The 15,879-nt window shown below is 25.5% G+C and carries 12 protein-coding genes; 6 read left to right on the forward strand and 6 right to left on the reverse strand.

The genetic code is table 11. From position 1 onward, the window contains the following. Positions 1–194 precede the first annotated feature (194 nt). The 5 genes from BP997_RS03200 (at position 195) to BP997_RS03220 (ending at position 10,062) form a co-directional block, all read left to right on the forward strand. On the forward strand, positions 195–2,024 hold the full coding sequence (locus BP997_RS03200; protein WP_409199019.1) for a histidine kinase dimerization/phosphoacceptor domain -containing protein: 1,830 nt from the start codon (positions 195–197) through the stop codon (positions 2,022–2,024). A gap of 263 nt (positions 2,025–2,287) precedes the next feature. Further along, positions 2,288–3,367: a tyrosine-type recombinase/integrase gene (locus BP997_RS03205; protein ID WP_409199018.1), complete on the forward strand. Its 1,080-nt coding sequence runs from the start codon at positions 2,288–2,290 to the stop codon at positions 3,365–3,367. Between the two features lie 191 nt (positions 3,368–3,558). Then, complete coding sequence (locus BP997_RS03210) at positions 3,559–6,894, forward strand: C1 family peptidase (protein WP_413824432.1); 3,336 nt, start codon at positions 3,559–3,561, stop codon at positions 6,892–6,894. A gap of 1,138 nt (positions 6,895–8,032) precedes the next feature. Further along, positions 8,033–8,500 carry a hypothetical protein gene (locus BP997_RS03215; protein WP_409199016.1) on the forward strand — a complete coding sequence of 156 codons (468 nt, stop codon included), beginning with the start codon at positions 8,033–8,035 and terminating at the stop codon, positions 8,498–8,500. A 290-nt stretch (positions 8,501–8,790) separates the two neighbouring features. Then, positions 8,791–10,062 (forward strand): ATP-binding protein, encoded by a 1,272-nt coding sequence (locus BP997_RS03220; protein WP_413824435.1) that lies wholly within the window; start codon positions 8,791–8,793, stop codon positions 10,060–10,062. A 434-nt stretch (positions 10,063–10,496) separates the two neighbouring features. On the opposite strand, the gene BP997_RS03225 is transcribed toward BP997_RS03220, so the two are convergent. The 4 genes from BP997_RS03225 to BP997_RS03240 form a co-directional block, all read right to left on the reverse strand. Further along, a complete protein-coding gene (locus tag BP997_RS03225) occupies positions 10,497–10,658 on the reverse strand; it encodes a rubredoxin (RefSeq protein ID WP_413824437.1) in 162 nt (53 codons plus the stop codon). Positions 10,659–10,845: 187 nt separating this feature from the next. Next, positions 10,846–11,781 carry a tetrahydromethanopterin S-methyltransferase subunit H gene (mtrH, locus tag BP997_RS03230; RefSeq protein WP_413828799.1) on the reverse strand — a complete coding sequence of 312 codons (936 nt, stop codon included), beginning with the start codon at positions 11,779–11,781 and terminating at the stop codon, positions 10,846–10,848. Between the two features lie 21 nt (positions 11,782–11,802). Further along, the gene (locus BP997_RS03235) at positions 11,803–11,970 is read right to left on the reverse strand and encodes a hypothetical protein (RefSeq protein WP_413828801.1); all 168 of its coding nucleotides are present in this window, start codon (positions 11,968–11,970) and stop codon (positions 11,803–11,805) included. A 644-nt stretch (positions 11,971–12,614) separates the two neighbouring features. After that, positions 12,615–12,905 (reverse strand): hypothetical protein, encoded by a 291-nt coding sequence (locus tag BP997_RS03240; protein ID WP_413824444.1) that lies wholly within the window; start codon positions 12,903–12,905, stop codon positions 12,615–12,617. 297 nt (positions 12,906–13,202) lie between these two features. Here BP997_RS03240 and BP997_RS03245 point away from each other — a divergent pair, with 297 nt between their 5' ends. Continuing rightward, positions 13,203–13,595, forward strand: a complete 393-nt coding sequence (locus tag BP997_RS03245; RefSeq protein WP_413824447.1) for a winged helix-turn-helix transcriptional regulator — start codon at positions 13,203–13,205, stop codon at positions 13,593–13,595. A gap of 5 nt (positions 13,596–13,600) precedes the next feature. Here the strand turns inward: BP997_RS03245 and BP997_RS03250 are convergent, their stop codons facing one another. Next, a complete protein-coding gene (locus tag BP997_RS03250) occupies positions 13,601–15,184 on the reverse strand; it encodes an NADAR family protein (protein WP_413824450.1) in 1,584 nt (527 codons plus the stop codon). Positions 15,185–15,206: 22 nt separating this feature from the next. Beyond that, the gene (locus BP997_RS03255; RefSeq protein WP_413824453.1) at positions 15,207–15,746 is read right to left on the reverse strand and encodes a TIGR00730 family Rossman fold protein; all 540 of its coding nucleotides are present in this window, start codon (positions 15,744–15,746) and stop codon (positions 15,207–15,209) included. Positions 15,747–15,879: the final 133 nt, after the last annotated feature.

Here is a 15,879-nt window from a genome sequence, read left to right on the forward strand (position 1 = left end):
TTATATGTTTAAATACATAATAATATAAAATATATTTTTAATACATAAAAAGAATTTAAGAATTAAACAAACTAAAACTCATATTTTTATTAAAGATATGACTGTTTAATGATATCTGATTTAATTTAAGTTTAAACTCTACACTATTGTTTGTAAAAAATGGAAAATGCTTATTTTTTTAGGTGCTTTTTAATATGAAGGGAAAATGCCAATTATTCGATGAAGAGAATAATGTTATTCTAAATAAAGAAATTGATGAAAATTACTTATTTATACCTAGTTTACCTGTTATTAAAGATTTAAAACCTTATAATGATAGTGAACTTTTTGATAACTTAAATGATAAAATTAGTATTTTAATTCCATATAAAAATGATTATATTATGCAGTATGCTAATTTTAATTATAATGATTTTGATGGGGTAACTAAAGATATTGATTTATTTAATAAATCTTATTTAAAAACATTTCCCATAATGGATATTTTAGGGTTTAAGAAAATATTAGATGAAGTTTATGTAACTGGTAAAACCAGAAATTTAAAAATTTTATATTATGTGGAAGATTCATTAATTGCATCATCTAGGCAAAAAATCTTTAAATATAATAATAAGATTTATTGTATTTTTAAGACTAAATCTAATTCAAAAACTAAATTTATGGATGAAAATGATGTGAGATTATTATATAATGCACCTGATCCTTTAATGATTATTCAGAATAAAAAAATTGTAGCTGCTAATAAAGCTAATGAGAAAATTACAGGTTATAAACCAGAAGAATTATTAGGTAATGATTATTTTTTCAATAATCCACGTTTTAAAAATAAATCTTCCCCTTATGAATTTGATGAAGTTTATTCTAAATTACTTAATAAGGAACTTTTTAATTATACTGATGTTTTAACCATTAAACATAAAGATGGTAGTACAGTTTATGCTAAAGCTACAATGCAACCTTCCAGTTTTAATGGTGGGCCTGCAGTACTTTTTTATGCATTTGATATTACTGAAGGTGTTAATCATCAGATTAAAGCTGAGAAATTATTGAGTACTTTAGATTTAGTTTCAAATATTAGTAAAATTGCGTATGTTTATTGGGATTATAAGAACGGTTATGAGTGGAGTGATGAATTCTTTAATATTATAGGGGAAAAGAAGGAAAATTTAGATTTAACTAATGATATTATTCGCTCTTTTATTGTTAAAGATGACAGGGAAAGAACTAGTAAAATAATTTTTGATTCTATTATAAATAGTAATAGTGTTCTTTTTAAGACTCAAATTCAAACATCCCATGGGGATATTAAAGATGTTGAAATTTATATTGATTGTCAATCAGATGATGAGGGGCAATTAATTAATAGTGTAGGGTATATTCAGGATATTAGTGAAAATATTAAGGAAACTCAACAGCTTACAAATTTATTACAGGAAAAAGAAGTTCTTTTAAAAGAAGTTCATCATCGTGTTAAAAATAATTTACAAATCATTTTAAGTTTATTAAATTTGAATATGCGTTATAAACCTGATTCTCCTCAAGAAACTTTAGAATCTACAAAGAATCGTATTAATACTATGGCTATTGTCCATAAAAAACTTTATCAATCTGAGGATTATGCTCATATTAATTTAAAAGATTATATTGAAGAGCAAGCAAGATTTTTACTTGCAAATAATGATAATCTTGATATTGATTTGGATTTAAATTTAGATAATATTAAGGTTAGTATGGATAATGCTATTCCTTTAAGTTTAATTATTTCTGAAATTTTAAATAATAGTTTAAATTATGCTTTTCCTAATAATCAATCTGGTATTATTAATATTAGTTTAAAAACTAATGGGGATATTATTAAATTAATTATTGGGGATAATGGTATTGGGTTACCTGAAGATGTTGATTTTGATGATCCTAAGGATTTTGGTTTTTTAATTATGAAAAGTTTAATTAAACAGATTGAAGGTTCTATATTTTTATTGCCTTCTGAGGGTACATCTTATTTGATTGAATTTAATATTTAATCCTTTTTTTTGGGATGTTTATTTTTTATTTTTGTTTTAATACTTATTTGGTTTTGTATAAATTTTTTAAATATTTTCCATGCTCTGATTTTTTTCATAAATTTCTATTTTTTAAGAAACTTGTATATTTTTATGAGTTGAGGTATATGTACTTGTATCGTTTTTGTATTTTCGTATTTTGGGGTTTCAACATTAAAATTTATATATAAAGAGAACGTATATTTTATATAATAATATACGAAAACCTACAAAAAGGGAAAAACATGATAAAAACACAAAACCTACCAGAATACCTCCAAGACTACATAGAAGAAAAAACCGAAATAAAAAACCTCACCACAGAAACAACAAAAAAACAAACCTTCAACATCAACCAATTCATAAAATACCTCCAACAAAACCAAATAACAGAACTAAACACAAAAAACGTCAAAAAACAAATCAAACACTACAGACGACACTGCCTAAAAACACGAAAAAACAAAAGAACAACCGTCAAAACCTACATGATGAACATACTAGAATTCATAAACTCCGAAGAAGTCCAAGAAGAAATACAACACGAACCCATAAAAATGAAAGACATAATAGAAGTTAAAACCGAAGATCCAGAAACAGCAAAAAAAAGAATCGAAAAAATAAGCCTCACACGAAAACAAACCAGACTATACCTCCGAACAATCGAAGAAACTGGAAACAAAAGAGATTACTCCATAGTAAAAACATTCTTAGACTCAGGAATACGATTAAAAGAACTCGTAAACCTAAACAAAACAGACATACAAGCCCCACTCAATAACAAAGGATTATACACACTACCAGAAGATCGAAACGAAATAATAGAAGTACACCTAAGAGCAGAAACAACAAAAGGAGAAAACAAAGACCGTACAACATTCATAACCTACGACACCTTAATAAACATAAACGAAATGATCTTTGAAAGAATAAGCAAACTTAGAAAAAACAAAAAAGGAAAAAAACACAAAATAATACAAAGAAACAAAGCAGAACAAGAAAAAACAAGAGAAGAACTATTCACAAATCACTCCAACAAAAGAATAGGGAAAAGAGCAGTACAAGAAATAGTCAAAAAATATGCACGACTAACAGATGAACAAATAGAAAAAAACAATATAGACTGCCCAATAAATTACTATAAAAATGTAAGCGTACACATCCTAAGACACACAGCACTAAGCCACTACGCAGAAATATTAACAGTAGCAGAAGTACAAACTATAGCAGGACACAGTAACAGTCAAACCACAGACAAATACATTCACACAGACCATGAACACATGAAACAAAAAATAAAACAAAACCACATCCAAAATTATTAAAAAAAATATTTAAACCCTAAAATTAATGAAAAAATTTAATTAAAATGTTTAAAATCTTGAATAGAAGCGGAAATCTTATAGTAAAAAATAAATAATAATAGAAACTTATACAATAAATGATTAAAAAAATTTTTACAATTTAATCAAAAAAATAATACATTGTTAAATGCTAAAAGGAGGGAAAAAAATTAATGAATACTAAAAATAAAACGTTAACAATACTTATTACATTAATCTTATTCAGCTTAATTTGTATAAGCACAGTATCAGCAGCAGACATAAATAATACTACAAATAATCAAACAAGTATAAATCTAAACTCTGAAACTCAAGCAATAAGTAATAATGATAATACAACATTATTATCAACAAATAGTGAAAATACAAGTACAATAAGTTCTAATAATAACTCAAATACAAATATTGGTTCCAGTATAAGTACATTCACTGATTTAAGTAATGCTATAAACCAAAATAGTATAGTCTACCTAACTAGCAATATTACAGTAAGTAATAATGAAATTAATTATTATACTAATGGTATAAGTGTTGGAAGAACTGTTACAATCGAAGGTAACGGATACACAATAAATGGTTTAGATTCCGTCAGAACTTTCAATGTTAACCATGCAACTTTAATTTTGAAAAATTTAATCATAAATGATTGTTATTCTTATAGTAATGGAGGAAGTATTTTTTTAAACAGTAATGCTAACTTAGAACTATATAATGTAACTTTCACAGATAATTCTGCAAAATGGGGAGGAGCAATATATGGAATCAGAAACAATAAGATTATAATAGAAAATTCTAATTTCAATGGTAATGTAGCAACTTATGGTGGAAGTATATACCTTAATGAAGGTTCAATGCAAATAGTAAGTACTATTTTTAATGATTCTGGATCTACCTTAATGGGAGGAGCTATAGGAATTGAAAACAGTAATCTTATTATAGATGACTCTAATTTCAATGCTTGTGTTTCCATAAACAGTACTGGTGGTGGAATTTATAGTATAAAAACAGGTATTAGTTTAAGCAATACTAATTTCACTGATTGTGTGGCTCAAATAGGTGGAGGTATAGCTCAATTAAACAATACTTTAAACATTGAAAACTGTAATTTCATAGGTAATTCTGCATACCATTATGGTGGTGCAATTTACAATATTTACTCTAATTTAAACATATACCAAACTAACTTCCAATCAAATGTTGCTATTTATGGTGGAGCACTCTATGTAATTAATGCCTCTAGTTTAAAATTAGAAAAAAACAAATTTGAAAATAGCACTGCAGTCTATGGTGGAGCAGTCTTTTCATTCTTAAATAATGATTATACTGATTTAAATAATGAATATACTGGAAATATAGCAGTTTATGGTGCTGATTTCTACAATTCTGACAGTCCTATAGTAAGCATTTCAAATAATGTAAGTCAAACAATTAGTGCAAATTACACATTATTCAATGGAACATTACCTGATTCTTATGATTTAAGAAATTATGACTTAGTTACTTCTGTTAAAAATCAATTAACTAGTGGTAGTTGTTGGGCTTTTGCAACTTACGCTGCATTAGAATCTTGTTTATTAAAAGCTACTAATTCAAGTTATGACTTATCTGAATCTAATATGAAAAATTTAATGGCACTTTACAGTATTTATGAATACAATAATAATGTTCCAAATAGTGGTGGAACTTTTGAAATGGCTTATGGATATCTAGCTAGTTGGTTAGGACCTATTAATGAATCAACAGAAACTTATAATGATTATACTACTGTTTCTAGTGTTCTAAATAATATCTTCAATATTCAAGATATTTTAACATTCACACGTACAAGTTACACTGATAATAATGCTATAAAATCTGCTATACTAAATTATGGGGCAGTTGCGGCTTCAATTTACATGGATGAATCAATTTTATACCATAATACTTACTATTATACTGGAAGCTCTTCAGCTAATCATGCAGTATGTATTTTAGGTTGGGATGATAATTATAGTAGATATAATTTTAGAAACACTCCTTCAGGTGATGGTGCATTTATAGTTAAAAATAGTTGGGGAACCAGTTGGGGTGATGGTGGATACTTCTATGTGTCTTATTATGATACTATGTTTGCTCAAGTAGGTAAAACTAATAGTTTCACTTTTGTATTGAATAATACTAATAAATATTATAAAAATTACCAATATGACTATGTAATGATGACAGATTGGTTAGTAACTGGAACTAATAATGTTTGGTATAGTGTAAATTATAATAGTACTGGAAATGATAATCTTAAAGCTTTCAGTACATATTTTAATGAAAATACAGATTATACAGCTTACATTTATGTAAATGATGAATTAGTATATACTCAAACAGGTTACAGCCTACAAGGATATCATACTATTGCTTTAAATACTGATATCTTTTTAAATGAAGGAGATAACTTTGCAATTGATTTAAATATTAGAACTAATAGTAGTTCAGCTAATATTCCAATCCAAGAAAATGAAACCACTATTACACCTATTATTTCTGGTGTAAGTTATTTCAGTTATGATGGTAAAACATGGTATGATCTTGCAGAATATATTGATGTAGTACCAGGACACTCATATAAAGCAGGCCAAGTAGCTTGTTTAAAAGCTTTCACATTACCCATTAATAATTATGCTATAAGTGTTCCAAGCATTACTGGTATTCCTAAAGCTAGTACTACTGTAGAAGTAAATGTGTCTGATATTTATGGTAATTTACCGAATACGGGAACTGTTACAATAACTGTTGATGGTAAAGATTATACTTCTAATGTGACTAATGGAATCGCAAATGTTAATATATTATTACCTGAAACTAATGGATTAAATAATATAACTGTTACTTACAGTACAGGTTCTGAATCTACAACAATTAATAGTACTATACTTGTTAATAATTCATGTACTTTAACATGTAATGATTTAGTTAAAGTTTATGGTGTTGCAGCTAATTTAACTGGAAAGTTAGTTGATGCTTTTAATAATCCAATCATTGGTCAGCATATTGCTATTAAACTTTCAAATAGTAATGGTCAAAGTAAAGTTTATTGGGCAAGTACTGATAATAAAGGGGAGTATCAATTAGAAATTAACTTATATCCTGGTGAATATACTGCTCAAGCATCTTTTGATGGAGCTAATATTTATCAAAGTGTAAGTACTGGTGTTAAGAATATTGTTGTTACTAAATCTGAAAACTCTACTGTTTTAGTTGCTAATAAGTTTGTTGAACCTTATGGTGCTAATATGAACTTTACTGGAGTTTTAACTAATTATGCTGGATCTCCTTTAATTGGTCAGCATATTGCTATTAAGCTTTCTAATAGTAATGGTCAAAGTAAAGTTTATTGGGCAAGTACTGATGTTAATGGTGAGTATCAGTTAGAAATTAATTTATATGCTGGAAATTATCGTGCAGAATGTAGTTATTCTGGTACTAGTCAATATGAACCTTCTAGTGCAAGTACTACTATAACTGTTACTAGTTAAGTGTATTTTTTAATCTTTTATTTTTTTTATTTTTAAATTTTTTTCTTAAATTAGTGTTTTTCATTAAGTTAATGTATATGTACTTACTTATTTTTAGTATTTTCTCCAATTTTATAGATTTTAACTCTAATTTATTGTTTGCTATTTTATAAACATTTTTACTAAAGTATTGTTTTAGTATCTAGGAACTACTTTAATACAAAATTTGAATTAAATATTACTTTTTTAATTAATACTAAATTGATTAAAAGTATTATAATTCTTAAAGTAATATTCTTAATTTTAAAAGTATTACTTTTATAAAATAATACTATTAACTTAAAAAATATTACTAATTTTAAAGTGAATTTTTAGTAATACAAAATATCTAAAAAGGATTACTCCTTAAAAATAATACTTTAAAACTTATTAGTATTAATTTTACTAGATTTCTTAAAAATTTAATGTATGTATTAAAAATTAATAAGATCCAAAAAATTAATACTTATTATACTAATAGTATTATTTTTTAATTTATACACCCTATTACTTCTCCACTAAATAAGTAATAATTTTAATATAAAAAGTATTACTACTATTATAATAATACTTTTAATAAAATAAATAATACTAATATTAGATAATACTTTTAATAAAATAAATATTACTACTATTAAGATAATACTTTTAATAAAATAAATAATATTATTAATATGGTATTAATAGTAACAAATAAAGTAATAATATAAAATAGTTTTAATAAGATGAAACTATTTACCAAAGATTTAATAATTAAATATCCAAAAAATATGAGGAGGATCCTATAAAAAAGTGAGAAAATACTAAAATAGTATAAGTACATATACATCAACTTATATAAATACATGATTTTAATCAAAAACTTAAAATATTCTAATACTACTTAAGAATAATTCAATTTATATTTCTTTTTTTATAAATTAATTTTATATCAACAGTTTAATTTATTAATTTAAGTTTAAATGTTTATATAATTATTTATTAATTTTTTGAACTGTTTATAGTAAAGTATTTAATCTATAAAACATAGATATAACTACACTAATTTCTTATTTATTTTTTTAAAGAATTAGTACCTAAAAATTTATATATTCTATAAAAATCAAATGGTGAAAAATAGATGAGCAATAAAATAACCAAAATAGGAATCATATTACTAAGCCTAATACTAATAACCAGTGTACTAACTAGTGTATATGCAGCAGATGTAACTGAAACGCAATTTGCAGATTTCACATTCAAACATTCAGATGACTTACAAAGAACAGATTCACAATCACAAGATACTCATGGAATGACTTTTAAAGATAAGAATAACACAATGTACACAATACGAGACGATTCTGGAGCAATACCATCAAGTTATCATTCAAGTTCAAAAGATATTAAAATAGGTAATTGGACAGTAAATGAAATAAAATTAGATGATACAGGATCAGACACAGTATCATACCAATACAATATAGAAGTAAAAAATAAAAATGTTGAAATATTTGTTATAGTACAAGACAATGTAAATGCTAATTGGGATGCAACCCAACCAGGAAACCCAGTAAATTATATAATAAATAGTATAACAGAAAAATAAATAATAAATTCTATGGGGTTTAAAATAAACCCTATAATTCCATTTTTTTAAATTATTTAAATATTAAATTACTCTTTTTAAAAATTTAAGTCTTATGCATTGAAAAATTTAAATTCCACAATCATTATTTATATATTATTTAAATTTATACTCTAGCTAGATTCTAATTTTATCACAAAGTAGTTAAATAAAATATCACAAAATGGTTAAGTATATTACCACAAAGTAGTAAAGTATAATATAATTAAGATAAAAAAATATTACTTAATAAGTTCTAATTAGTGATAAAAATGGAGAATAAATATTTAAAAAGGTTAATTGATGAAGAAATTGATAAATATTTAGAAATGATAGGTGCAATCCTTATAATTGGTCCTAAATGGTGTGGAAAAACTACAACTGCAGAGCAACATTCAAATAGTATACTTAAATTACAAGATCCCGATAAAACTAAAAACTATTTAAAAATGGCAGAAATTAAACCATCATTATTACTAGAAGGTGAAAAACCAAGATTGATTGATGAATGGCAAATGGCACCTGTTTTATGGGATGCAGTTAGAAATAGTGTAGATAATTTACATGAACAGGGATTATACATTTTAACAGGTTCTACAAGTGTTGATGAATCAGAAATTTATCACTCCGGTACTGGAAAGATTCATAGGCTTCTTATGAGGCCAATGACATTATTTGAAAGTAATGAATCTAATGGAAAAATCTCAATAATAGATTTATTTAAAGATCCTGATTTAAATATTGAAGGTATTAAATCAAATTTATCAATTGAAGATTTAATTTATGCTTCTTGCCGTGGGGGATGGCCAGAAAGTTTAAACTTAAAAACAAGAGAAGGTCAATTATTTGTTGTATCATCTTATCTTACCAATATTTGTGAAAGTGATGTTTCTAAAGTTAATGGTGTTAAAAGTGATCCTAATAAAGTTAGGATTATATTGGAATCATATGCACGTAACATTTCTACACTAGCTAAAAATTCAACAATATTAATAGATATTAATGCTAATTATGAAGATATTAGTAAACCTACTTATTATTCTTATATTGATGCATTAAAAAGATTATATGTTATAAGAGATATTCCTGCGTGGTCACCTAATATTCGATCTTCTACTGCAATTAGAACTAGTCATAAAAAAGAATTCATTGATCCATCTATTGCTGTTGCTGCATTAGATTTAAGTCCTGAGAGTTTAATTCAAGATTTGAATACTTTTGGTTTTATTTTTGAAAACTTATGTATTAGAGATTTAAGTGTTTATACTCATAGTAATGGGGGTAGAGTTTCTTATTATCATGATAGGTATGGTTTAGAATCTGATTGTATTTTACATTTAAAAAATGGTGATTATGCTTTAATTGAATTTAAGTTAGGTAGTAATGAGATTGAAAAGGCTTCTAAAAATTTACTTAAATTAAAGAGTTTAATTAATGAGAGGAATATGCGTCAACCTAAATTTTTAGCTATTATTACTGGTGGTGAATTTGCATATACTCGTAGTGATGGTATTAAAATTTTACCTATTGGTTGTTTAAGATAAAAATTTTATTATTTTTTTATTTTTCTTTTTAATTTCCTCCTCTTGAAGTGAAAGGAAAATTGTAATCGAAAGTGTGTTTTTTAGATCTAGAAAAAAATGTTTTGGGAAATTCCTTTGAAAATCATAATCTTCACAAATTAGTGAAATGGCACTAATTACCCTATATGTACTAAATTATTTTCCTTGTTTTAGGAGTATTTTTTTTACTCTAAAAATACTTGTCGTTATACATTGGTATAACGACATAAAAAGTATAGGAAAACAAAAATTCCCCCCATCCAAAAAAATTAAATAAAAAAAAATTTAAGATTGAATATTTTAAAAATGAAAAAATTAAAATTTACGAATATAACCTGAATTTAATCAATATAAATTTTAAACAATAATTGTAAAAAAAAATAGTTAAAAGTTAAAAGTTAAAAATTAAAATTCCCTTATCTATCATAACAAATATAAAAAATGTTTACCGGACTGTTACAATAAGGACATTTCTGTAATGGGAAATCCTTAGGAAGTGTTCCAGGCTCAATACCAAAAGCAGGAGCCCCAACATCAGAAAGATAAATATAACTACAATATCTACATTCACACATCATGATTATAGAATTGTATTTTTTTATATAAATATTTTTATATTTAATTCTCCATTCCTTTCCTATTAACTAATTTATTTAGTCTTTTGTTTCTTTAAAACTAGGATTTAGTGAAAAATTTATTTAAGTAAAAATATTGAAAAAAGAATTTAAAAAAGGAAAAATAGAAGAAGAAAAATTTTATAATTTATTAGAATAGTTTGTTTATTGGATGGTTTTCCACAGGTTCAGTTCCTAATTGTGCTCCTGCTTCTGCAAACATTGAATCAGCCATTGCTGCTGCAGGGAATAAATCTAGGGAATTTTCTATAGGTCCAAATAGGCAGAAATCTCCCCCTACGCAAATTTGTAAAAGGTCTGCTCCAATATCACATACATGGAAAGCTTCTTTTCTAACATTCTTTTTAAAGTCACGTAACCAGTCCCATGCAGATGGAATGTTATGGATTCCAGATCCTACTGGGTATCCCCATTTATCTTTTTCAGCAAATGTTGCTCTTGCTGCATCTCCACCACCTTGTGTTATAGGGGTTACTGCAGTGTCCATGAAAAACTTTTCTATTCCACATTCACTAGCTAGATCTAGTAATCCTCTTTCCATTGGTGAACCACCATTATCCCAAATATCAATTTTTCCCATTACTCCAGAGTCTATTGGGTTAAATCCTAAAATAATTGAAGCATTAATATCAGTTTCTTTTAGTATATCTAGTTCTTCTTGTTCTAATGACATATTTATGGAATTATAGATTGCACGGTCAACTAATCCTGCTTCTTGCACATATTGTGCTCCTGCAGATCTTGCTTCTCCACTTGTTGAATCTATTAAGAATGGTTTGTCTGATATGTCTCCGATGAATTCTAAATATTTTTCTATTGCTTCTGGTGTTGCACCGAAACATTGTATTATACATGGATTTCCTGTTGTATCTTCCATTTCTTCCATGTCTTTAATTAGTTTTTCTGCAGCATCCTTATCGAATTCTCCAGTTAATTCATCTTTTATGATTTTGTGTCCAGCATAGAAGATTGTACCTGCAAGTACTGTTGGATATTCTCCAGGTTGTCCACCACATTTGAGTCCAGCAACTTCTACAACTTTTTGCTCAGTATTATATTTAAACATTTTTATCAATAATCCTTTTTTTTAGTAGAAAACTATTAATTCATCATCTTTTTTGAATGTATTGTTTTCTTTATTATTTATAATGGGCTGTGTTATTGTACCGGTTTTTACTTCAGGAGCTTTACTATTTTTTTGATAGTTTTTACCAGAAGGGTCTCTAATGTTTTTTTCTTTTGAATAAATTTTCATTTTTTCACATATCCTATTATTCTTTTTTTTAGAGAATATATTATAATGGAAAAAAATTTATTAAATAAGCTAAGGAGGTTTAATTAGATTGTTGGATTTACTTTTATCCGAATATTTTTTTTGATTAAATATTTTAGGTATTTTATAAAAAAATAGGTTTTGTATAAATTTTTTTTTTGGGATTAGAAACTTATTTTTTTATAAAACATGCTTTTTATTTAATTTTTTTTCTTTATTTTTTATATTCTCTTATGCTCAAATAGTATCTAAAAAAATATTAAAGTTTAATTTAATTTTTATAAAATATACTTGAGTAAATAGTAGTTTATAATCCTTAATATATAAACTTTACCAGTAAAAAAAACATAAAAATTAAAAGAATTACCCAAAAGCTTAATAAAATGAAATAAAACTAGAAAAAATAAACATAAAAATTAAAAAGATAATACTATTTTTAAAATATTTACTCAAAATTATTAAATAATTAATTGAGAAAAATATATTATAATGAGAGAGAATAAATTTATCCCCCCCCCTCAAAATATTTTATACTTTCTATTACTTTTAATAAATAATACAAAATTTAGAATTTAATTGTTTTAAAAAAAATTTGATTTATAAAATTTTTTAAAAAATTAATTTTCTTATGCAACACTATAAAAACGGATATCAGGATCAGCTACCCAAGTAGGTTTAAGACCTGGAGCTACTTTAGTTTTAAATAAATCAGATTCAAGATATGCTTGTGCATGTTCCATACTATCAAATCCATGTACAACTTCAATATCCTCATCGCGAATTAATAATTCTTTAGTTAAAGCACCTTCAATATCATCTAAAAATGGTTGACGATAAGTATTGTAAACTTTAGCTGCTGCCGGACGGTTTTCTTCATCTATTTTCATTATTATATTAAGATATGCTTTTACAGCCATATTAAATTCCTCCAAAAATATAAGATATATTTTAAATATTTTTCTTTTTAAATTTTTACAATAATTAAAAAACTAAATCATTTTCTTTTTAACTATTGTTATAATTCAATTTGTAAAAATACATATATAAAGATAAAGTGACTAAACAGATACTTAAAACAAATACTAAGTGAAATAAAGAAAATAACCAAGAAAAAATAATAAATAAAACAATTTAGGTGACAGAATAGACACCTAAAATAATTTAAACTATAAAAATTATAATGAATAATAATAAAAAAAATAATAGGGAAAATCATGACAAACATAGAAAAAACAATAAAGTACTGCCCAGTAGAAATGTCACTAGATTTAATAACAAAAAAATGGGTAATACAAATAGTAAAAGATATGATGTTTGGAAAAAAACATTTTAATGAATTTAAAGAAAATAAACCAAAATTAACAAATAAAGTCCAATCAAGATGCCTAAAACAAATGGAATGCAACAACTTAATCATAAAAAATATAGATCCAGAAAATCCTAAAAATATAGAATATGAATTAACAAAAAAAGGAAAATCATTAAATAAAATTATCTATGAACTAGCAATGTATACAGTAAATACAGATGAATATAATCAATATTACAGTGAAGAAACCAAAAAAAATATTAAAAAATTATTTAAAGAAAAATTAAACATAAAATAAAAACTTTAATCATCTAATTTAAAATAATTCCCATCATTATCTAAACCAATAGGATATTTACAACGATCCTTCCAAGTATCACTCATAAGAGAACTTACAGGTTCCATGTTAAAAGATTTCCTGAAATTCTCCCTAGCAGATTCAACAACATCCTCATTTATAGTTGTATCATCCTTAAAAATCTCCCATAAGTCTAATAAATGAAGTAAAGTAATTTGAGTTTTACCATTATACTCGTAAACATCTAAAACTTTAAATTTACTATCATTAGCTGCAGTATACAATCCCCAATCAGTATCATGTTCAAAACTAGATAAATCTTTCATCTGATTAGATAATATTAAGAACCTATGACTTGCAGTTATTTTCCCAATTTTAGAACTTGCATCAGTAAAACCTTTCTCTTGTAAAATTTCACCTTTAACATATTTATCCTCAATTTCAGGACTTAAATCCACATCCCTTACTAAATATTTAAGATTATTATATGTTGCTTCATAAATTTTATATTCAGGTGACTGTTCATCACTTAAATTAATACTATCCTTTTCATTATCATAAGGATTAAAAATATAAAAGTTACATTTTTCTATAAAATTAGTGTATTCCCAATCTATTAAATCTACGTGTTCATACAATTTCATAAGTTCATATCTAACTTCCATTAAAGCAAAACCAATTAAATTGTCACCAACAGACTCTTCACCATCAAAATAAACACCTAAAATAGGATCATCATATCCTGGAAAATATGCTAAAACTTTATTTTTGGTATTAAATAATTTATTTTTCAAGGATTCATTACTCATAGCACTATAGTATAATACATTTAAAAAAACAGTATACTGGATTTTTTCCCAAATTTCCTCTTCTTCTTGGGAAAATTCAATATTTAAATCTTTCAATTCATCATAAGAACTTCTAATATCCACATGATTATTAAAATATAAAATTTTAGAAGCTAATAAACCATGAGCTATTGAAGTAAATTTAAAAGAATTATAATGAAAACCATATTCTGTGCTATGTATTAAGTCCTTTTTAATGACAAATAAATCATCACTTAAACTTATTTTATCCCAAATATTAATATTATCATCTAAGTAGTAATCCTCTTCTAATCCTTTTAAAGTGTATAAAGGTTTTCCATATTTATTCCAACAATCCCCAAACAAGGGTAAACTTTTTAATTCTTGAATATTAGGTGAGAATTCTTCTATACGTGTAAATCTCCAATTAGGAGGTTTAGGGAAATATTTATCAAACTCTTCTTGATCTCTTAAGGCCATGAAAAAATTAGTCCTATAATTTTCCCCAGAACCCATCCTCCAACCTATAGTGAAACTTGAATATGTAGGATACATTAACCATGGTGGTGCAGGAAATTTACCTTTTTCATAACGGAAATATTTACTAATTAAATCAATTTGACCCCTTTTCAATTCATTATAAGGTTTTTCATCTAATTCCTTTATCTTACCTATTAAAAACTTCCGATTTTCCTCTTCATTATCAGTTAAATTAAGCTCTAAAACATTTTTAAACTCATTTAAACTATTTTGTAATGATTCATCCTCATCTTCAACCATGCAAAAATCCCCCCCTCTAAGATTACAAAGTTTTTTCTATTAAATCAAGAGTTTCTTTAACAGTAGTACTTACTTGGTATAAATTAAGATTATCTTGATTTATGGTTCCTTCACTCACCATAAAATCTAACATTTCAAATAAAGTATTGTAATAATTGTTTATATTATAAATTATGATAGGTTTATCATGTTTTTTTAATTTCTTTAAAGTTAAGATTTCAAAAAATTCATCTAATGTACCTAAACCACCAGGCACTATTATGAATGCATCAGAGTCTTCAAAGAATAATTTCTTCCGTTCCTGCATACTATTAGTTAATACTTTACAGGTGCAATTATTATTCATTCCCTCAAAATCTTCCATCCAATCTGGTGCAATACCTATAATTTCTTGATTATTATCTTTCACTCCATGAGATACAGCACCCATCATACCATCATCTCCAGCACCAAAAACTAAAGTATGTCCCCTTTTAGCTATTTCCTCACCTAAAAGATAACCTTTATCCTTATATTCCTTATTAATTTTATTAGTCCCTGATCCATAAAGGCATATGCGCAAAATTATCAAAACTCCCATAATTAAATCATTAGTAATTAGTTAATAGTTTTGTTTTTAATTATTTTAATAGTTTTATACTTAAGACTATAATTTACTTTTTGAAGTAGAAAGGGCTCTGTCAAAAACTTAGTTG

It is taken from the genome of Methanobrevibacter sp. UBA412 (genome assembly GCA_002495685.1).
In the GTDB taxonomy this organism is placed as follows: Archaea; Methanobacteriota; Methanobacteria; order Methanobacteriales; family Methanobacteriaceae; genus Methanobrevibacter_A; species Methanobrevibacter_A acididurans.